Origin of the sequence: Pectobacterium jejuense (assembly GCF_026800125.1) — a bacterium.
Classification (GTDB): Bacteria; Pseudomonadota; Gammaproteobacteria; order Enterobacterales; family Enterobacteriaceae; genus Pectobacterium; species Pectobacterium jejuense.
The window spans coordinates 450,533-469,424 of sequence record NZ_JAPQKX010000003.1 but is presented as its reverse complement, the minus strand read 5'-3'; the positions used below and the strand labels follow the sequence as shown (position 1 = coordinate 469,424).

Sequence of the window (18,892 nt, the reverse complement as noted above, 5' to 3'; positions counted from 1 at the left end):
CGGGAATAGCTCAGTTGGTAGAGCACGACCTTGCCAAGGTCGGGGTCGCGAGTTCGAGTCTCGTTTCCCGCTCCAATCTTTTAGTCTCTCTTTTTACTTACACCATCAATCTCCCTGCTGTGTTTAAAACTTATTCGCTCTTTTTTCCGTTCTGCAACGATACCGTTGGTACGTTGAGTCCCTTCCTTGTCTGGCGATATACACCGTTGTTGTATTCGATGAACACTGTTCAGTACATTCGAGTCGACTCTTTAACGTTTATATCGTAGATAAATTATTTTATTAAATACTTAGCTTGATTATATTTATTCTGATGTCTTTTCCTATTTTATTTTTTGTGTCGGTTTGATTTTGACGTAATATTAAAATTTGACTATGTTTATAACCAGAATGCATTTATAAAATCACATCATTTAAAATGACGAAGATTGTTATTTTTTTAGTGATCTTTCTATTCGACGCTATCTGGGGAGTATCATTTAAATTTCATGAGGCATTCCGGTTATTTATTTAATAAATAATGGATTGTTATCATGGATCATATGGTTATCCCTACAGATAAAAGAGGATGGAAAAATGAATGCAATGAATAGCACTGTTTTACACGTTGTAGCAACGGCGGCACTGGTGATGAGCGGTTTTGCTCAAGCTGATGACACGGCAAAAGCACATACCGGAAAAGACCAAGTTGAACTCAAACATATTCATGCTGTCCTGCAAAATGGAACGCCCAGCCCGCAGCACGATGCGATGTGTGAGAAACAGCTGAATATGCCTGAATCAAAATACGTCGGCATGAAAGTAACAACAGAATATAACATTAATACCCAGTCAATGATGATGTCAGCAAAATCCATGTTCCCTTCGCCACACAGTACGCAACCAATGGAATTAACGGCCGATTTATCCGCTTTGGGGCTATCTGATAGCTATTCATTTGGTGCATTTAGTCCTAGTGTTTTACCTGAGGTTAATATTCTTTTCTCTGTTGATAAAAAAATGAAAAACCCGATGAGCACTTTCATGGTTATTAATAAAAATGAAACTTATAACTGTGTTATTAGCAGCTCAAAGGATGGCCTAAGCAAAGAGGCAATGAAAAGCCTTGAAATGAAGAAATAATAATTCTTTATTTTCTACCGTAGATTGCAGGCCGCTGGTCTGCAATCTACGGCTATTCACTTGACCCACGCCGCCATTCAGAAGGCGAACGGATATCGCCGTGCCATATATATAAAGCAAGTACAGGGTCTTCTTGCGCCCGAGTCGCGTGTGTAACACCGCTACGGTGAAAAATTAATTCACCGGGTTGACGTGAAAAATAGCCCCCATTCCCCATTGACCACAAACCCGTACCAGCCAGAGGAAGGTAAATCTCCGTCGCGGGGTGACAATGCGCTGGATAATGTGTTTTTGGCGCAATGAGCGTCAGACCTATCGCTAAATGGGATGATATCCAGCGATCTTCAGGTCCGACAAATTGTGTAAAGGCGATCTTTTCGTCCAGATACGGAAAATCAGGATGCGGAGAATAATCAAAATTCCAGCTTAATGCGGGGGCTAATAACCTGATCATCGAGCATATTTCTTTGTCTCCCGATACTTCCCCAATTTTCAATGCTTGTTCAAGATAATCAACCGCAGGCAGCTGCGCAGCGGTACTCAACCGCGCGTTTTTTATTGGCAGGGAAGGCCAACTATTGATTATGGGGAGGAGATCGCCATGTAAATGTTGCTCTATGGGGATCGAGACCAACCGTTTATGGATCGTGAAGAGTAGACGCCCGAGAATAGGGTTACTGCTGCTCATGATTGCCGCCTTATTGTGAGGATGGTGTTCCCGCCCGCTGTAGCAGCAAGGAATACATCGATTGAACGATGACTTCGGGAGAATCTTCCTGAACAAGGTGACCTGCATTTTTGACGATCTGTAAGGGGACATCGCCGAGTCGATGAGCCAGACGTTGACCGACATCAAGCGGTATCCACTCATCCTGTTCGCCCCACAACATATTCACTGGGCAATCAAGTTTGGTGAGCAAAGGCTCAATGTCGTCGGTATAGCATTGGTCCATCTGGGCTATTTGCCGATAGAAAGCCGCTTGCCCGACTGCTCCTTTCCACGGTGACATGTAAATATTCAGGGCCTCTTCCGATAACGGCTGATAAGCCGCACCCTGTAAATAAGCATTGAGTAAAGCCTCGTGAGCGTATTCCGGTAGCCCGGTGAAGGCGTCCTGATATTTTCTGACATGGGTGACAAAAGGTGATCCCCACGGGGAAAGAACGACCGCATCAAACAGCGTCAGAGAGGCATAGCGGAGGCTTTGCAGGAAATAGCCGCGTAGTGCCGTTGCCCCGCCGAAATCATGGCAAAGTACGTCGGGTCGTGTAAGTTTCCATTCTTTCAGGAGTGCAGCCAAGAGCCGATCCTGCACGCCGAGCGACACCTGCTGTCCGGCAGATTTATGTGATTGCCCGTAGCCCAGCATATCGTAGTAATAAACGGTCCACTGGGAAGCGAGCAGAGGAGCGATGCGCCGCCATACCTGAGAGGAAAAAGGTGTACCGTGAATGAGCACCAATGCGGGGCCTTGACCCATGCATCCCCAGGCGACAGGCTGACCTTCGAAAAGAAAACTATTTTTTAGCTCGAGCATGTTATCATCATATTCAATATTAGCTATATGACTATATAATACGATAATGAGTGTGAGATCAACCCAGGTTAAAGCATTAGCCAGTGAACCACGACTGGAAATCCTCCGGCTGCTTAAGCATCCACAGCAGCATTTCAGTGGGCAGACATCAGCCGATCCGCAGGAGTTTGGTGTGTGTATTACGCTGATCGCTGATGCATTGCATATCGCCCAGCCGACCGCCAGCCGGCATGTCGATCTGTTGCGACAGGCAGGCTTCATTACGATAAAACGTTATCAGAAATGGACGTACTGCCAGAGAAACGAAGCGGCTTTAGCGGACTACATTCAGTGGTTGACCGGGGAGCTATGTGGAAAAACAGAGTGATGGGCGTGAGCGTTCCGCCCTGATTGCCGCGTGGCCATCTGCCGTATAAAATCTCAACCTAACTTCATGTCTTGGGGAATTGACGATGTCTAAGGTTGCAGAAGGCAAAGACGCCGGGCTGCCGCGTTTGCTGAGCGTTGGGGAAGTCTCTAAACGTACTGGCGTAGCAGTTTCAGCGCTCCATTTCTACGAATCGAAAGGGTTGATCAGCAGTATACGAACGCCAGGCAACCAAAGGCGCTATACGCCCGGTGTGATGCGCTATATCGCGATCATCAAGGTCGCGCAGCGTGCTGGGATTCCGCTCGACGAAGTGCATGAAGCATTGGGTGACTATCAGCCGCTTGTTCGAGTCAGTACCGAGCAGTGGAAGGTGGTTGCTTCCCGCTGGCGTCAAAGCCTCAACGACCGAATTACCAAACTACAGCGACTTCGTGATGAGCTGGATAGCTGCATCGGATGCGGATGCCTGTCACTGACGGATTGTCCACTGCGTAACCCCAATGATGAACTGGCTCAGAAAGGGCCTGGCGCTTATTTACTTGAGCGTTAATCGGCCCGGCCTGCTGATGAGGTTACCTTGTGGCAGGCCAGAACTCACTGCTGTACGACAGAAAACACGCTGTCTTTCCCCTTCTATGCGCCGATGATGCTTCGGTTGCTGTCCCTCCTTTTCGATGAACAAAAGCTCTTGACCTCAAGTTAAGTTGAGGCTTTATAAAAGCACCGATTTCTTGGAATGAGCGCCAAGCGTCGGTGTCTGTGTACTGCTGTTCTCTAACGATAAGTGGCTGTTATTTATGGCACGTTTCGATGGTGAGGCTGTATGGGTCAACGAATGCCTGATGCCTATACGTCGTAACGTTATGTGGAGAGCAGCAAAATGAGTGAGCCATCGCCGGGCAGTCCTGCCCGCAAGCCATCTGGATTCAATGCTATCGTCATCGCGGGTGTTGTGGTCACCCTGATTGCCGCCAGCCTATGGTATTGGCGGTCTGCGCGCCAAAGTCAGGGGGGGTGGGCAGGCGGAGGGACGATTGATGTGGTGGCGACGACGCTGCACGCGCAGGCTGCACCAGTAAGCCTGGAAGGCTTGGGTGAACTGCGTGCGGTTCGTCAGGTGATGCTGTCGGCTGAGGTGGCTGGGCGCGTCGCCGCCATTTCATTTGAGCCCGGCCAGCGGGTCAAAGCGGGAACGGTGTTGGTACAGCTGGATGATGCGACCGAGCAGGCCGATTTGGCTGCGGCCAAAGCCTCTGCTGGCTTCGCTCAGGGTCAGCTCACTCGGGCGAGCGAACTGGCTCGGACGGGCGCTACGTCTCGGGAGATGTTGCAGCAACGTCAAGCTGAGCGTGACCAGACTGCGGCGCAAGTTCAGCAGCTAGAAGCACGTATCCGTCAAAAGCGTATACGCGCGCCGTTTGACGGAGAGCTCGGCTTACGCCGCATCGATCTGGGTCAGTATCTCAACCCCGGCGATGTCGCCGTGACATTGACCGATCCAAGTCAGTTGTATGCCAATTTCGACATCCCTCAGCAAGAGCTGGCGAGAGTGAAGGTGGGGCAGACAGTGCAGGTGCGCATCGACACGGCTGGGGTTGCGCCAGTGCAGGCCACCATCAGCGCCATTGAGCCACAAGTGGGGCGAGATACGCGCAATGCTTCCATTCAGGCAGAAGTGGACAACCAAGGGCGCACGTTGCAGCCGGGCATGTATGCGACGGTGGACGTGATGTTACCGGCTGAGCCCGATGCGTTGACGTTGCCTGTCTCGGCGGTAATGACTTCTGCCTCGGGCGATGCTGCTGCCGTCGTGCGCGGGCTCACGTCTGAGAAAGCCGGCAAGGCTGAGATCGTCCCGATTACGGTAGGGCGGCGCATTGGCGATACGGTAGTCATTGCTAGTGGGCTGAAAGCTGGTGATGTTGTGATCACGGAAGGTCAACTGCGGGTACGTCCGGGTGCCGATCTGCGCGTGGTGGATAAGCCTGTTGCCGAGGGGGCTCCGGCCACTGGGGGTCAGCCATGAAGTTTACCGATCTGTTCATCAAACGGCCGATCCTGTCGATCACGCTGAGTACACTCATTCTGTTGATCGGTCTCGCAGCGCTGTTCTCGTTACCGATGCGTCAGTATCCGGCGATGGAAAGTGCGACGATTGTTGTCACGACCAATTTCCCCGGAGCCTCGCAGGATGTGATGCAGGGCTTCGTCACCACACCTATCGCTCAGGCGATTGCCAGCGCCAACGGCATCGAATATCTGAGTTCAACGTCCACGCTGGGGCGCAGCGAGATCAAGGCAAAACTGGTTCTCAATGCGGATGCGGATCGGTCTATGACCGAAGTGCTGGCCAAGGTGCAGCAGGTGAAGTACCGCTTGCCCGAAGGCGTATACGATCCAGAGATCAAAAAGATCACTGATGGCGTGTCGGCGGTGCAATACCTGTCCTTTGTCAGCGATCAGCAGAGCATTCCCGAGATTACGGATTTCATCAACCGTGTGGTACAGCCACAGATCACTTCGGTGCCGGGCGTCGCGTCGGCGGAGACGAGTGGTGGGCAAACCATTGCAATGCGCCTCTGGGTCGATCCGATCAAACTGGCTGCTCGGGGGATGACCGCCAGCGATCTGGCCGCGGCGCTGCGTGCAAATAACGTGCAGGCCGCACCCGGTGCGCTACGTGGCCGTGACAACCTGATTCCGATCACGGCGGCTACTGACATGCGTAGCGTGCAGGACTTTCGCGATCTGGTGATCAAACGTGGAGACAACGGTGTTGTACGCGTCGGCGATATCGCCACAGTCGAACTGGGTGGTCAGAACTACGACAGCAGTTTTTTGAACGATGGTGCGCGTGCGGTAGCCATCGCCATCTCGCCGACGCCTGATGGTAATCCGCTGGAGATCGTGGCTGGCGTTGACGCATTATTGCCGGATTTGCAGCGTGCCGCGCCTCCTGGTTTGAAGGTGGTCAATAACTTCGATACTGCGCGCTTCGTCAATGCGGCGATCGATGAAGTCATGAAGACCTTGCTGGAGGCGGTTGTCATCGTGGTGGTGGTGATCTTCCTGTTTCTGGGGACTTTCCGCGCCGTTCTCATTCCCATTGTCACCATTCCGCTGTCGCTTGTCGGCACGGCTTCACTGATGCTGGCTTTTGGTTTCTCGATCAATCTGTTGACCCTGCTGGCGATGGTGCTGGCCATTGGGCTGGTGGTGGACGATGCCATTGTGGTGGTGGAGAACATCCATCGACATATTGAGGAAGGGCTGTCGCCGGGCAAGGCGGCTATCGTGGGCGCGCGTGAGATCGTATGGCCCGTCATCGGCATGACGGTCACGCTGGCAGCTGTCTATGCGCCCATTGGTATGATGGGAGGCATCACCGGTGCGCTCTTTAAGGAGTTTGCTTTCACGCTGGCATGTTCGGTGATTGTCTCTGGCGTGATTGCCTTGACGCTGTCGCCCATGATGAGCAGCTACATGCTCAACTCGCAGATGTCTGAGGGGCGCATGGCCAAGGCTGTTGAACGCACGATGCACAATCTGGCCGTGCGCTATGGCCGTCTTTTGGGCTACGTACTGCATGCCCGCGCGGCAGTGATGATGGTCTGTGTGGCAGTACTGGGTGGCATCGTTGTTCTGTTCATGGGGGTACAACGCGAGCTGGCACCGGGCGAGGATCAGGGCTACGTGTTTGTGCAGACAAAGTCACCTCAGTATGCCAACGTGAGTTACACCGAGCGAACCGGGGTGGCAGTCGAAAGCATCTTTCGTTCGCTTCCTGACAATCAGGGCAGTTTCATGGTCAATGGCTATAACGGCCAGAATGCGGGGTTTGGCGGCGTTGTGCTTAAGCCCTGGGAAGAGCGGCAGATGACAGCAAATCAGGTCGAAGGCTCGCTGAATGCACGTAGTGGCGGCATTACCAGCTCCTTTGTTACCGCTTTCCAGCCCGCGCCTTTACCTGCTGGCAGCGACGGCTTGCCTGTACAAATGGTTCTCCGTTCACCCGCAAATTTCACCGAATTATATGGCGTGCTTGAAAACATCAAGGGGGCGGCATGGGGCAGCGGTCTGTTCGCATTTGTCGACAGCGATCTGGCTTTTGACAGTCCGCAGGCTCGCCTGACTATCAACGCGGCCAAAGCGGGTGAGATGGGCGTCACCATGAGTGCCGTGGCGGATACGCTGGCGGTGCTCGTCGGCGAGAACTACATCAACCGCTTCAACTGGTTTGACCGTTCCTACGATGTCATCGCGCAGGTTCCGCAGGATAAACGCCGTGCTCCGGGTGACCTGACGGGCTACTACGTGCGTGCCGAATCGGGCCGCCTGGTACCGCTGTCCACCGTGGTCGATGTGCAAGTGCAGCCGCAGGCCAACCGTCTGCCGCAGTTTAACCAGATGAACGCCGTGACGCTCTCAGGTGTGCTGTTACCGGGTGTCACGATGGGGCAGGCTGTCGATTTTCTGAAAGCGCAGCCTTTGCCATCGGGTACGCAGGTAGACTGGCTCTCCGATAGCCGCCAGTTCGTCAAGGAAGGTAATCGCCTGATTGTCTCGTTTGGCTTTGCGCTGATCGTTATCTTTCTGGTACTGGCTGCGCAGTACGAGAGTTTCCGCGATCCGCTGGTGATTCTGGTTACGGTGCCGCTTGCTATCTGCGGCGCGCTGCTGCCGCTGTGGCTCGGGTTTGCCACCATGAATATTTATACCCAGATCGGACTGGTAACGCTGATCGGCCTGATATCCAAACACGGCATTCTGATGGTTTCCTTCGCTAATGATATTCAGAAGCATGAAGGCCTCAGCCCGATGGAAGCCATGCACAAGGCGGCCATGATCCGTATGCGGCCGGTGCTGATGACCACGGCTGCCATGGTCGCTGGCCTCATTCCGCTGCTGTTCGCTGGCGGAGCTGGTGCTGCCAGCCGCTACTCTATCGGTATTGTGGTGGTAGCTGGCCTGATGATTGGCACGCTGTTTACGCTATTTGTTCTGCCAACGATTTATACCCTGCTGGCGCGTGACCACCGTGCGTCTGCCGCCTCCGAACGTGAGCGTGAACTGAATGATGAGGTTTCTAAACATGCTTAATCCTCTACGTAACGTTTACGTAAGGCCTGTTCTGACGGCGTTGGCTACGGCGCTGCTGCTATCAGGCTGCTCCCTGGCACCTGTGAATCAACGGCCTGCTGCGCCGATTCCCTCGCAGTGGAGTGATGGCGTTGAGGGAAGCAACGCCGGTACGTCGAGCAAGCAAAATGCTTCAGCCACCACCGCGTTGGACTGGCAGGCCTTTGTCACTGATGATGGGCTGCGCGGGCTGATTACGCTCGCGTTGAACAACAACCGCGACTTGCGCCAGACTCTGCTTAACGTCGACGCGGCACGTGCGCAGTACCGTGTGCAGCGTGCCGACCGATTACCGGGTGCCCAGATTGACGGAAGCGGCATGCGTCAGCGCATCCCTGAAGATCTTCGTACGGCGGGTGCTTCATCGGTGCAGAGCAACTATCAGGCCGGTGTGGGGCTGACTTCCTTCGAACTGGATCTATTCGGGCGCGTTCGCAATCTCTCCGAAGCGGCTATGCAGGAGTATCTGGCAACTGAGGAAGCTGCACGTAGCGCGCAGATCAGTCTGGTTAGCGAGGTTATACAGGCCTACCTGATGCGCGATAGTGCGCAGCGGCGTTATCTGCTTGCCACCCGTATCCTTGAGGCGCGCGAAGCGTCACTCAGGCTGATTGATCAGCGCCGTGCGCTTGGCGCAGCCAACGAGTTGGACTATCAGGAGAGTCTGGGCCAGACCCAGCAGGTGCGTGCAGATTTGGAACGTATCGATCGTGAATTCCGTCAGGCAAACAATGCGCTGGCACTGCTGGTTGGAGTGAACGATGTACGGCCACATCTGCCTGCGTCCTCAGGTACAGGGACTCTGTTGGTGCAGGAGCTTGCACCGGGGACGCCGTCGGACCTGCTAGAACAGAGGCCGGATATCCGTGCCGCTGAGCATCGGTTGCAGGCGCGCAATGCCAGCATCGGTGCTGCTCGCGCCGCGTTCTTCCCGCGTATTTCCCTGACTGGCCTGTTCGGCAGTTCAAGTTCTGAACTGTCCAACCTGTTTGAGTCTGGTCAGCGGGCGTGGTCCTTCGCACCGCAGGTCACGCTACCGATCTTCGATGGCGGGCGCAACCGCGCCAATTTGGATTTGTCTCTTGTACGGAAGGACATCGCCATTGCCGATTATGAGCAGGCGATTCAGGTGGCATTCCGCGAGGTATCGGATGCGCTTGCCGCGACCGACACCTTGCGCCGCGAAGAACAAGCGCAGCGTGCGTTCGCCCAATCAAGCTCTCGGGCGCTACAGCTTGCGGAAGACCGTTACCGCAGCGGTTCCGATGATCATCTGCGGCTGCTCGACGCGCAACGTAACGATTTTGCCAGCCAGATGACACTCGTCCAGATAGAAACCCAGAGACAGATCGCGCTGGCAACGCTCTTTCGTACCTTAGGCGGCAGTTGGCGAGGCGATGTGCCTGCGCAGGGTAGGGGGCAAACTGGTAGCAATCTGGCTTATGCAAGCATAGCGAGTCGATGACGCGTGTTGAAAATAGCGCCCGGCCTTGATTGGCTGGGTTGCTTCTGCCGCGCTGAAATCAGGGGAGCATCGTTTCGCTCACTTTCTGAAAATAGTTGAATAAGAGGATTGACCTTAAGTTAAGTTGAGGTTGTATAAACACAGATGCACTTGTCATGACGATGTGGTGCAGCGACGACAAACCGTCGTATTAGCTGATTTTTTCCCTATTGGAGAGTTTCCTATGTCTTACGTCTTACCTTCGCTTACTTATGCATTTGATGCGCTGGAACCCCATTTCGACGCCCGTACGATGGAGATCCATTACTCTAAGCATCACCAGACCTACGTGACCAATCTCAATAACGCGGTGGCCGATGCGGGCGACCAGCAGGTGCCGGTGGAGGTGTTGATCGCCGACATCGCGGCGCTGCCGGAAAACATTCGAGTCGCCGTGCGTAACAATGGCGGAGGGCATGCGAATCACTCGCTGTTCTGGACCGTGTTAAGTGCACAGGGAGGCAAGCCCGAGGGAAAACTGGCTCATGCCATCGACAGCGATCTGGGTGGGTATGAATCTTTCAAAGACAGCTTCACTAAGGCGGCGCAGACCCGTTTTGGCAGCGGCTGGGCGTGGCTGACGGTGGGACGCGATGGCAAATTGCTTATCGAGAGCAGCGCGAATCAGGATAACCCTCTGATGGGCGACTTCGCTGGCCTGTCAGGCGGTACTCCGATTTTGGGGCTGGATGTTTGGGAGCATGCCTATTACCTGAATTATCAGAACCGCCGCCCTGACTATATCTCCGCGTTCTTCTCCATCATCAACTGGCAGGAAGTGGCTCGACGCTACGAAGACGCCACCAAATGAGTGAGGCTGCCAGCGAAGCATTTTTGCTGGCAGTTCGCTTTTGGCGTTTAATTGGTTTTTTATTATACGTTGCCAATATTATGTACAGTTGAGAAAAGCATGAATATCCGTTGATGTACTAATTTCTATTCTACTTTCCGGTCTTAGGCTTTTATGAATTATTCTCCATGCCATTATTAAGTTAACGAGTTCGATAATAATAAATGAGGCGCTCATTTTCCTAATCGGTCAACAAAGCGAAAGAAATTTAGCTAGCCGACTTAACGCATTAAGTTCGCTTCTGGAGGCCGATTTTGAGAGCAGTAGACGATAGTCATAAGCATGCAGGGTGCTTTTAACTGCATTGGTTGAAACCTGGCTAAATAATGCCGATTCACTAAAATCACTCTCAATAGTGACAATCGAATATTGTCCTTTTGTACTCCATTGATTAAATCGAACGACGACGGAGTCCCTTAATATAACGGCTCCTTCTTTCTTATCTTCTAAAAAATAAAAATCAAAAACAGGTTCAGCAATCCCATCGGCTAAACAAACGGCCTTATAGCATTTCAAAAGAGAAATAAGGCTCGCTCCCCTTCCTACAGAGAAACCGCTTCCGGCATTTTCATCGAGATAAAAATAGCGTTTAAAAACAATATTCAGCTTTTTATTATGGTAGCTAACAACATAGTCCTTCTCATAAAAATGGAAATCAGTTGGATCGCCGACTAACTCGTATCCTTGAGAAACCAGTTCTGTCGGTGAAAAGTCCTTAAGACCAAAAATGTCTGGATGCCGAACGGTCGATGCTTTTAGATACCTGATAAAGAGGCTAAAGAAAGAGATTTTCAACATTGTTTACCCACCGCGTATTGTGCCCCTGAGCACAATGTTACCTGTTTGTATAAGAATGTGATGGTATCATCTCTGTTCAGATGGCCAAATTTAGTGTGTTACTACTATTCCGTTTGTTACTACATTCCGTGTGTTACGACAGGCCAGTGTTACAGGTAAATAATTATTTTGAGTGCAAATCGAATCCAAACCCCGTCTCTCCCCGTGTTAAAGCTCCTCGCACTTGCGACAGCCGCGTTTCTGACCTTACTGACTGAGATCATGCCGGCAGGGCTCCTCAGTTCGATCGCGACGGGTCTTGATGTCTCTGAAAGTCTGGCCGGCCAGTTCATTACCGCGTTTGCTCTGGGGGCGCTGTTATCTGCGATTCCTGCTACGGCGCTGACGCGCGGCATGCGGCGCAAGCCCTTGCTGCTCATCGCGATTAGCGGATTTGCCGTCGTGAATGCGTTGACCGCCTTTTCCGACAACTACGTTTTATCACTGGCCGCCCGCTTTGTTGCAGGCCTGTTCGGTGGTGTGGTCTGGTCGATGCTGGCCGGGTACGCCTCGCGTATGGTTCCCCGGTGGTTACTCGGGCGTGCCATCGCTATTGTCGGTGCGGGCTCGACGGCCGCGCTGGTTCTCGGCGTACCGATTGGCGGCCTTCTCGGCTCAGTCATCGGCTGGCAGGGCGCATTTGGACTCGTGTCGGCTATCGCGGTGCTCCTTGTCATCTGGATCGCGCTTTTTGCTCCCGATTTCCCTGGCGAATCGGCGGATAAGCGATTATCGCTGCCTCAGGTTGCTGCCAAGCGTGGCGTCGGGGCGACGCTTGCGCTGATCCTCACCTACATCGTCACGCACAATATTCTGTATATTTACATCGAGCCTTTCCTCGTGGCTTCCTCCATGGGGGACTGGCTCAATGGTGTGTTGTTCATTTTCGGGGCGGGTGCGGTCTTTGGCCTTGTACTGTCAGGCATTATCGTTGATGGAAATCTTAAGCGTCTCGGCCCTGCTGAGGTGTTCTTATTCGCTGCTGCGACGCTCCTTCTGGGCCTTTGGTCCGATGTACAGGTCATTCTGATTCTGGCCGTCTTTATGTGGGGCATCTCTTTCGGGGGATTCTCCGTCGTCACGCAAACGGCAATGACTCACCTTTCTTCTGACGCCGTGGACGTCGCACAGTCGATGTCTACCACATCGTGGAACACCGCGGTGGCTTCAGGGGGCGTCATTGGAGGATTGCTCCTCAGCAGCGCAGGCCCGGGCGCGTTTCCGTGGGTGATGATCGGGCTGTTGACGCTATCATTCCTCGTCGTACTTCTGGGGGTTAACCGTGCGCTGACGGCCGTTAAGCCAGCGCAGTCCGTCTCCGTCAGAAGTGATTCCTTGATGCAGAGTAACCAACAATTATGAAATACCGCCATTTCCTGTTTGACCTTGACGACACGCTGTTGGACTTCAAAGCCTCTGAGCGTCTTTCGTTTGCACGCACGCTGACGAACCTTGGCGTCGATATTGAGAATACGACCCTGTTCGCAGACTATCAGCGCGAGAATTCTCAGCTATGGAGCGAGTTTGAAAAGGGGGAAATCTCCAAGGATCTCCTGAAAGTAGAACGATTTCGTCGCACGTTTTCCCTTCATGGCATCGATATCGATCCTCACAAAGCGAGCAACCTCTATCTGGAGTGCCTGCCTGAGACCGTGGTGTTGGTGGATGGCGCGGTTCAGATCTGTGAAGCGCTTGCCGAGATTGGTGAAGTTGGCATTATTACCAACGGTATTGAGCATGTGCAGGCGAAGCGGGTGGCGAACTCGGGTCTGGCAAAGTGGCTCACGTTTGTCGCTACCTCTGAGGCCTGCGGCTTCGCCAAGCCAGATGCGCGCTTCTTCGAGTTCTCCGCCGGCAAGTTCAGCTCGTTCAAAAAAGCCGAGGCGATCATCGTAGGCGACAGGCTCGATGCCGATATCCTTGGAGCGAACCTGTACGGCATCGACAGCTGCTGGTTCAATGCAGGTGGCGCTGCCAACGATTCGGACATTGAACCAACCTACGAGGCCGCAACCCTGCAAGCTGTCTTCACGCAGATCAGTGCCAAGTCTTAAGCCTGTACCACGCCACATCGACGACAATCACCACGATTAATTCGCTTTGGGTTGTCGTCGCACTCTACTTAGTCATTTCCTGAACAAGAAAACCGCTTAAGATAAAAAGAGCATCTGAGACTCGTTACTTAATAAGCTTTAAGTCGGCTTTTCTGTGACGCTTTTGATCATCATAGAAATTTTCATGTGAACCGAGGCTCAATAAATATATTTCAAGTTTAGCGTCAACCCAGCTATAACTCAGGAGATATTGCTGGTTACTCATATAAAATTTATGTACCCAAAGATAATTCAGATCACCTTTTTTTCGCTCACCAATCTCAGGTTCGTCAATGATAAGTTCAATCTGCTCATCGACGGTTTTCTGTTCTTGTTCTGTCAGAGAGGCAAATTTTTTCTCAAAACGGCGTGACTGATATATCTCAAGATTTTTCTCGGTCTCTTCTGCGCACATATTTCGTCATTCTTCCATTGTCGATTTCTGATTTCGCCAGCAAGATTTCGTTGATGAAGGAAAAAGGCAATTCAGGGTTATCCTCAGCAATACGGCCAATTTTAGCCCAGTACTCTATTTGCTTTGGCACACTTCGGCTCATTGCCTCAGCATGCACTTTCACCTCTTCAACAAAATCATCATCCAGGCGGATGCTTGTTGCCATATTTTGGTACTCCACTATGTAGTCACCACAGCCTCTTAGTGATGGTTTTGATGATACGTCACCTTTCGACGCACTACAGATTTTAGTTTGCGACAAATTGTCGCAATGCGCAATCTTTTTTCTTGCGGCAGCCCGCAACATGGGTATGTTTTGTCTCTGCGATTGTTTTTACTAAATGCTCTCAATCAGTAGTCACAGACCAGAAATACGCGGTCGAAGCGTAGGGCTGCGAGGTCGGTACGATGAATGATGAAATTCAGCATGCCGTCATCCCACTGAAATTGTCCGTCCAGACAGACCTGAAACAGTACCAGCCAGTCCTGCGCTTCGCCGCCTAACTTCTGTGCTGCCTGCAACTCGGGTAATTCATGCTGGCTGAAGCCACAGCCGTTGATTCGGGCAATGCCCTGATACTCGGGCAATGGGGCATCAGGCGAAAAGTCTGACGGCAGCATCTCCCTGTCGACCATCCAGGCAAGTTGCTTTTCCGTCGCTTTGCTGTCAGGCAGCAGATTGAATGCGCCCAGTTGCTGTAACTGCCAAGCGTAATATTGGGCAAAGCCAAGGCGGGACAGCGCATCGTCGTATACATCATTGTCCAACTCGGCCTGCTGCTCCAGACTCAGGCGTGAGCAGAGTATGGATCCAAGATGAGGATTTTGGTGCAATGCGTAGAAGCTGGGGATAGCGACGCTGGTTCTCGGGTGTAGTTTGAATGCGGGCTTCTGTCCGAGCGTCTTCTCGTCATTGAAGGCCAGGTCGGCAAAGCGTGTGCCGCTGCACAGACTTGCTGCATCCTGCACATAAATCACCTTCCCTCGGGTTGTTACAGGGCTGCTTCCACATTCCAGAAAGAAGAATAACGTGCCTTCGCGCGGTAAATAATCTTGCAACGGTGCCAAAGCGCGGCAGTCTATCTGCGCAATAAATTCCAGCGGTACACGATAGGCCTTTGTGGCGTCGTCCCAAGGGAAAATGCACACGTCTTTTTCGTCTTCACCTTCTTGCCAGCATTCCTCGTATTCGAGCAAGGTGTCTTCGGGGACGCTGACGCAAGGGTAGGGAATATCGACAGGTAAATCCGGCAGACCGCCCAGCCGATGATTGCCCAGTGCTGTCTGGTCGTCCTCTGCGCCATGATAGAAATCGATACTACTGCGTAAGGTGCCAGCCACGGCGTGGGCTATGGGGGCGATGGTATCTGCCGAGAGCAGCTCATCCACAAGGTGCCGCCGTAACGGAGAATGCTCTGCCAGCAGCGGGTGCAAGGCTGGATCTACGGGCATAGGAGGAAAGGTTGGCGTCTCGGTTGTCTTTTCCTGCTTTATTTCTGCCTTGTTTTCCTGAACTGCGTTGGCCACCTCTTCTTCTTCCCCTAATGCTTTTCGATGGCGGCTCAATGCCATCTCTGGGGTTGTGGTGACAATCCGCAGGCTGCGCAGCGCGGTTTCCAGGGTTTTGAAATGTTCTTGTCGCCGATCCTGCGGGCAGTAGCCCCCAGCGAAAAGGCAAACCGTGTCCGTTAAGCGGATAAACGCGAACACGTAGGCGAAGCCGTAAATCCCTTCAGCTGTCATTAATAATGCGCTGTCGTTTTCGAGGGTTAACGTCTTTTCCTCAAGCCAGGTGAGTTTGCCATAGCTTTTACCGCAGAAAGTGCGATATCGCTCTGCCTGCCCCGTTTCTACTTTATGCAGCAGTTCCCCACTCACCGGGTAAATGTTTAGCGCAACGACGCCATCGTCAGTGGCGTACTGGCCGAGTCCCCCTTGTCCTATCTGCTCAACGGACGTGAAAGTTGAGGGGAAATCTATAGATAAAACATCCGTGTGCATGATTGTCATGACAATCCCTAACGTAGAAAAGCATATCGCCTCTGATGGATTTTTTATGATGCCACATTTGTCTGCATCAGCAAGAAGGCGATGTGCTGACGGCGAGTCACGCTGCATCACTCGCAATGCATTTTTGTAACGTTTTGCTTTTTTTTGGTGCGCTAACGCAGCCTGATCTGCGTGTTTGCTGGGGTTTTATGGCGCTAATAAACATGGCACGGCCTGTGCTTAGTCTTACATACCATCTTGTGTACAAGATGGCGCGACTCAGGCAATCGACCTGATCGGTTTTTTCAGGCTGGTGGTTATCGGCTGTTGTTAGCTCACCGTTGAAGGGGGAATACAATGAAAAATAACAATGACAAGATCGATCGTAAACGCAGGCAGTTGATGAAGTGGTCAGCGGTTAGCGCAGGCGCGCTTACGCTAAGCAGCTTGCTGCCGGGAATGGCTTTTGCTGCCGAAGGGGAAGAAATCCGCATTGGTTACTGGCCGATTGTGGGCGGCTTGCCTTTATATGTCGGCGTTGAGCGGGGCTTTTTCAAAGAGGCAGGGTTGAATGTGCGAGCGGTGAAGTTCGCCAGCCCGCAACAGATTGTCGAGGGGATGATCACGGGCCGCATACACGGATGCGCCAACGGTACGGCCACCGGTGCATTGGGATTAGGGGCGATTACCTCACCGGGCCTGTTCAAGATCATTTGCTCGAATCCTTCTAATCATCGGATGGTATTAGATGAATTTCTGGTGCCGTTAAACAGCGATGTAAAAAGTATCGCGGAGCTGAAAGGTAAGCGTATCGCCTGTGGGCCGGGTATTCAGAATGTGGTGATGACCAAAATCATTCTGGAGAAAAATGGCTTTACGGCTGACGAGCTGCGCGTGACGGAATTGCCGGTTGGGCAACATGTGGCTGCGCTGGCCGCGGGTCAGATTGACGGTGTTTATACTCTGGAACCGACGGGAACCGTCGGTCGGTTGAAAGGGCTGTCGCGTACGCTGGAAACCGGCGTGATCTCACGCTATGTGCTTGGTAACCCCGATGCGCCGTGGTTTGGCGGTGCGGCGGCATTAAATAGCGGTTTTATCGAAAGTCGGGCGGCGGATGCAAAAAGCTTCACGCAGGCCTATGCCAAATCGGTGCAGTTTATTCAGCAGAACCCAGAAGCCGCTCGCGATCACATCACGGGTTACACCAGCATTGAGGCCGAATTGAGTAAAGAAGTGCCGCTGCCGGGGTTTGTCATGTACGACGAGCTAAAAGGCGACAATCTGGCGTGGTTCCAGAAGTTTTATGACGTGTTCACCGAAAGAAAAATCTTCCGGCAGCCGGTGGATGTCAGCAGCCTGATTTATCAGCCTTAAGGGAGGAGCTCGATTATGCGCCAGCATTGGACGTCTAAATTATTACCCGCTGTCGGCCCGATTTTACTGTTTCTCTTTTGGCAATTGGCCGTCAGCGCGAAATGGCTGAACCCTATTTTATTGCCATCGCCTGTCGAGACGCTGGGTTATATGTTCCAGTCTTTCGCGGATGCCAGCATGCGTACCGATATCGGTGCGACGCTATACCGTACGCTGGTGGCGTTTGGTTTTGCTGCTCTGATTGGCGTGCCGCTCGGCATCATTTTAGGTAGCAACGAAAAGATTTACCGCAGCCTAGAGTTCTTGATCGACTTCTTTCGTTCTACGCCATCATCGGCGCTGATTCCGCTATTTTTGCTGATTTTCGGGATAACCGATGCGAATAAGATTGCCATTTCGGCCTTTGCCGCCGTGCTGGTGATTCTGTTCAACAGCGCCTATGGCGTGATGAATGCCAAGAAAACCCGTCTGATGGCGGCGCAGGTCATGGGGATTTCCCGCTGGCACATTTTTAAAGACATCATGCTGCTGGAAAGTCTGGCGCAAACCTTTGTCGGCCTGCGCACGGGGGTGTCGATGGCATTGGTGATCGTCATTGTCGCGGAGATGTTTATTGGCTCGGAAACAGGGCTGGGACACCGCATCATTGATGCTCAGCAGGTGTTCAATATTCGGGATATGTACGCTTCGATTCTGATTACGGGCGCACTGGGATATCTGCTTAACGTACTGTTTTTATTGGTAGAGAAACGAATTGTTCACTGGAGTGGCAAAGCATGATGACATCTCATACAGCGCAAATGGAAAAACCGGATACCGCTTTTCCGCCTTATCCTGCACCGAACACCCACGTTACCATTCGCGGCTTGAACAAGTCGTTTGCGGGTCAGCCGCTCTATACCGACCTGAATCTGGATTTACCGCGTGGCAAAATCGTGTCTATTTTCGGGCCAAACGGCTGCGGTAAATCGACGCTGATGAACATGATTGCCGGGCTGATTCCCGTCGATAGCGGCGATATCCTGTTTGATGGCAAAACGTTGTCAGAAACCAGAATCGGGTATGTGTTTCAAAACTATCGTGATGCACTTTTCCCCTGGATGAGCGCCTGGAAGAATATTGCCTACCCGCTGGTGCGCAGTGGCATGCGCAAGCAGGACGTTCAGACACGGATGGATGAGTTGATCGCAATGTTTGATATTCGCTTCGATCTTCAGCGTTATCCGTATGAGCTTTCAGGTGGGCAGCAGCAGACGGTATGTATCATGCGCGCGCTGGCGACAGGGCCGGAGGTGATGTTTTTGGATGAGCCGTTCTCCGCGCTGGATTTTGAAATGACGCTGTTCATCCGTGACAAGCTGCAAGAAGTTCAGGTGGCGACTGGCGTGACGATGGTTATCGTGTCACACGATTTAGAAGATGCGGTATTTCTGGCGGACGAAATCCTGCTGCTGACGCGACGGCCAACGACGGTGTCGGAGATTGTTCCGTTCAACTTGGCGCGCCCGCGCGGTGCGGAGGCGATGAGCGATCCTGAGTTTATCCGCGTCAAGGCACACACGCTGGAGGTGTTCAAACGCGAAATGGCTGCATAAGTGCCCATCTGGCGTATCTACTTC

The 18,892-nt window shown here is 52.5% G+C and carries 18 protein-coding genes; 12 read left to right on the top strand and 6 right to left on the bottom strand.

The window, feature by feature from the left end; all coding sequences use genetic code 11:
• Positions 1-576 precede the first annotated feature (576 nt).
• The gene (locus tag NXT09_RS08455; RefSeq protein ID WP_268579404.1) at positions 577-1,122 is read left to right on the top strand and encodes a hypothetical protein; all 546 of its coding nucleotides are present in this window, start codon (positions 577-579) and stop codon (positions 1,120-1,122) included.
• Positions 1,123-1,174: 52 nt separating this feature from the next.
• On the opposite strand, the gene NXT09_RS08450 is transcribed toward NXT09_RS08455, so the two are convergent.
• Positions 1,175-1,810, bottom strand: a complete 636-nt coding sequence (locus NXT09_RS08450; protein WP_268579403.1) for a dimethylsulfonioproprionate lyase family protein — start codon at positions 1,808-1,810, stop codon at positions 1,175-1,177.
• 10 nt (positions 1,811-1,820) lie between these two features.
• The gene (locus NXT09_RS08445; protein WP_268579402.1) at positions 1,821-2,660 is read right to left on the bottom strand and encodes an alpha/beta fold hydrolase; all 840 of its coding nucleotides are present in this window, start codon (positions 2,658-2,660) and stop codon (positions 1,821-1,823) included.
• A 46-nt stretch (positions 2,661-2,706) separates the two neighbouring features.
• Here NXT09_RS08445 and NXT09_RS08440 point away from each other — a divergent pair, with 46 nt between their 5' ends.
• The 6 genes from NXT09_RS08440 to NXT09_RS08415 all read left to right on the top strand — a co-directional run bounded on the left by NXT09_RS08440 (position 2,707) and on the right by NXT09_RS08415 (position 10,484).
• A complete protein-coding gene (locus NXT09_RS08440) occupies positions 2,707-3,027 on the top strand; it encodes an ArsR/SmtB family transcription factor (RefSeq protein WP_205554986.1) in 321 nt (106 codons plus the stop codon).
• An 85-nt stretch (positions 3,028-3,112) separates the two neighbouring features.
• Positions 3,113-3,580 carry a redox-sensitive transcriptional activator SoxR gene (soxR, locus tag NXT09_RS08435; RefSeq protein WP_205554985.1) on the top strand — a complete coding sequence of 156 codons (468 nt, stop codon included), beginning with the start codon at positions 3,113-3,115 and terminating at the stop codon, positions 3,578-3,580.
• 330 nt (positions 3,581-3,910) lie between these two features.
• Positions 3,911-5,056: an efflux RND transporter periplasmic adaptor subunit gene (locus NXT09_RS08430; RefSeq protein WP_268579401.1), complete on the top strand. Its 1,146-nt coding sequence runs from the start codon at positions 3,911-3,913 to the stop codon at positions 5,054-5,056.
• Positions 5,053-8,130 carry an efflux RND transporter permease subunit gene (locus NXT09_RS08425; RefSeq protein ID WP_268579400.1) on the top strand — a complete coding sequence of 1,026 codons (3,078 nt, stop codon included), beginning with the start codon at positions 5,053-5,055 and terminating at the stop codon, positions 8,128-8,130. Before NXT09_RS08430 ends, NXT09_RS08425 begins: the two co-directional genes overlap by 4 nt.
• Positions 8,123-9,634, top strand: coding sequence for an efflux transporter outer membrane subunit (locus tag NXT09_RS08420; protein WP_268579399.1), 1,512 nt, complete (start codon positions 8,123-8,125; stop codon positions 9,632-9,634). Before NXT09_RS08425 ends, NXT09_RS08420 begins: the two co-directional genes overlap by 8 nt.
• 223 nt (positions 9,635-9,857) lie before the next feature.
• On the top strand, positions 9,858-10,484 hold the full coding sequence (locus NXT09_RS08415) for a superoxide dismutase (RefSeq protein ID WP_268579398.1): 627 nt from the start codon (positions 9,858-9,860) through the stop codon (positions 10,482-10,484).
• A 228-nt stretch (positions 10,485-10,712) separates the two neighbouring features.
• On the opposite strand, the gene NXT09_RS08410 is transcribed toward NXT09_RS08415, so the two are convergent.
• Positions 10,713-11,321 (bottom strand): hypothetical protein, encoded by a 609-nt coding sequence (locus NXT09_RS08410; RefSeq protein WP_268579397.1) that lies wholly within the window; start codon positions 11,319-11,321, stop codon positions 10,713-10,715.
• A 168-nt stretch (positions 11,322-11,489) separates the two neighbouring features.
• Between NXT09_RS08410 and NXT09_RS08405 the strand changes: the two genes are divergently transcribed.
• Positions 11,490-12,722 (top strand): MFS transporter, encoded by a 1,233-nt coding sequence (locus NXT09_RS08405; protein ID WP_268579396.1) that lies wholly within the window; start codon positions 11,490-11,492, stop codon positions 12,720-12,722.
• Positions 12,719-13,414 carry a YjjG family noncanonical pyrimidine nucleotidase gene (locus NXT09_RS08400; RefSeq protein ID WP_268579395.1) on the top strand — a complete coding sequence of 232 codons (696 nt, stop codon included), beginning with the start codon at positions 12,719-12,721 and terminating at the stop codon, positions 13,412-13,414. Before NXT09_RS08405 ends, NXT09_RS08400 begins: the two co-directional genes overlap by 4 nt.
• A 124-nt stretch (positions 13,415-13,538) precedes the next feature.
• Here NXT09_RS08400 and NXT09_RS08395 read toward each other — a convergent pair whose 3' ends face one another.
• From NXT09_RS08395 to NXT09_RS08385, 3 genes are all read right to left on the bottom strand, one after another.
• A complete protein-coding gene (locus NXT09_RS08395; RefSeq protein ID WP_240583841.1) occupies positions 13,539-13,868 on the bottom strand; it encodes a type II toxin-antitoxin system RelE/ParE family toxin in 330 nt (109 codons plus the stop codon).
• Entirely contained in the window at positions 13,837-14,073 is a 237-nt protein-coding gene (locus NXT09_RS08390; protein ID WP_039317656.1) for a TA system antitoxin ParD family protein, read from the bottom strand. The genes NXT09_RS08395 and NXT09_RS08390 overlap by 32 nt, the downstream gene beginning before the upstream one ends.
• Positions 14,074-14,258: 185 nt before the next feature.
• A complete protein-coding gene (locus tag NXT09_RS08385; protein ID WP_268579394.1) occupies positions 14,259-15,917 on the bottom strand; it encodes a DUF1963 domain-containing protein in 1,659 nt (552 codons plus the stop codon).
• A 336-nt stretch (positions 15,918-16,253) separates the two neighbouring features.
• On the opposite strand from NXT09_RS08385, the gene NXT09_RS08380 reads away from it, so the two are divergent.
• From NXT09_RS08380 to NXT09_RS08370, 3 genes are read left to right on the top strand one after another with little or no spacing between them, the layout of a single operon-like run.
• Positions 16,254-17,273 (top strand): ABC transporter substrate-binding protein, encoded by a 1,020-nt coding sequence (locus tag NXT09_RS08380; RefSeq protein WP_268579393.1) that lies wholly within the window; start codon positions 16,254-16,256, stop codon positions 17,271-17,273.
• A gap of 15 nt (positions 17,274-17,288) precedes the next feature.
• Entirely contained in the window at positions 17,289-18,053 is a 765-nt protein-coding gene (locus NXT09_RS08375; RefSeq protein ID WP_039556260.1) for an ABC transporter permease, read from the top strand.
• A complete protein-coding gene (locus tag NXT09_RS08370) occupies positions 18,050-18,868 on the top strand; it encodes an ABC transporter ATP-binding protein (protein WP_205554975.1) in 819 nt (272 codons plus the stop codon). Before NXT09_RS08375 ends, NXT09_RS08370 begins: the two co-directional genes overlap by 4 nt.
• The last annotated feature ends 24 nt before the right edge of the window (positions 18,869-18,892 follow it).

Bases quoted from the DNA above. Each gene is read 5' to 3' on its own strand.
- NXT09_RS08455 (WP_268579404.1), top strand. From the start codon at position 577: ATGAATGCAATGAATAGCACTGTTTTACACGTTGTAGCAACGGCGGCA.
- NXT09_RS08450 (WP_268579403.1), bottom strand. From the start codon at position 1,810: ATGAGCAGCAGTAACCCTATTCTCGGGCGTCTACTCTTCACGATCCAT.
- NXT09_RS08445 (WP_268579402.1), bottom strand. From the start codon at position 2,660: ATGCTCGAGCTAAAAAATAGTTTTCTTTTCGAAGGTCAGCCTGTCGCC.
- NXT09_RS08440 (WP_205554986.1), top strand. From the start codon at position 2,707: ATGAGTGTGAGATCAACCCAGGTTAAAGCATTAGCCAGTGAACCACGA.
- soxR (WP_205554985.1), top strand. From the start codon at position 3,113: ATGTCTAAGGTTGCAGAAGGCAAAGACGCCGGGCTGCCGCGTTTGCTG.
- NXT09_RS08430 (WP_268579401.1), top strand. From the start codon at position 3,911: ATGAGTGAGCCATCGCCGGGCAGTCCTGCCCGCAAGCCATCTGGATTC.
- NXT09_RS08425 (WP_268579400.1), top strand. From the start codon at position 5,053: ATGAAGTTTACCGATCTGTTCATCAAACGGCCGATCCTGTCGATCACG.
- NXT09_RS08420 (WP_268579399.1), top strand. From the start codon at position 8,123: ATGCTTAATCCTCTACGTAACGTTTACGTAAGGCCTGTTCTGACGGCG.
- NXT09_RS08415 (WP_268579398.1), top strand. From the start codon at position 9,858: ATGTCTTACGTCTTACCTTCGCTTACTTATGCATTTGATGCGCTGGAA.
- NXT09_RS08410 (WP_268579397.1), bottom strand. From the start codon at position 11,321: ATGTTGAAAATCTCTTTCTTTAGCCTCTTTATCAGGTATCTAAAAGCA.
- NXT09_RS08400 (WP_268579395.1), top strand. From the start codon at position 12,719: ATGAAATACCGCCATTTCCTGTTTGACCTTGACGACACGCTGTTGGAC.
- NXT09_RS08395 (WP_240583841.1), bottom strand. From the start codon at position 13,868: ATGTGCGCAGAAGAGACCGAGAAAAATCTTGAGATATATCAGTCACGC.
- NXT09_RS08390 (WP_039317656.1), bottom strand. From the start codon at position 14,073: ATGGCAACAAGCATCCGCCTGGATGATGATTTTGTTGAAGAGGTGAAA.
- NXT09_RS08385 (WP_268579394.1), bottom strand. From the start codon at position 15,917: ATGACAATCATGCACACGGATGTTTTATCTATAGATTTCCCCTCAACT.
- NXT09_RS08380 (WP_268579393.1), top strand. From the start codon at position 16,254: ATGAAAAATAACAATGACAAGATCGATCGTAAACGCAGGCAGTTGATG.
- NXT09_RS08375 (WP_039556260.1), top strand. From the start codon at position 17,289: ATGCGCCAGCATTGGACGTCTAAATTATTACCCGCTGTCGGCCCGATT.
- NXT09_RS08370 (WP_205554975.1), top strand. From the start codon at position 18,050: ATGATGACATCTCATACAGCGCAAATGGAAAAACCGGATACCGCTTTT.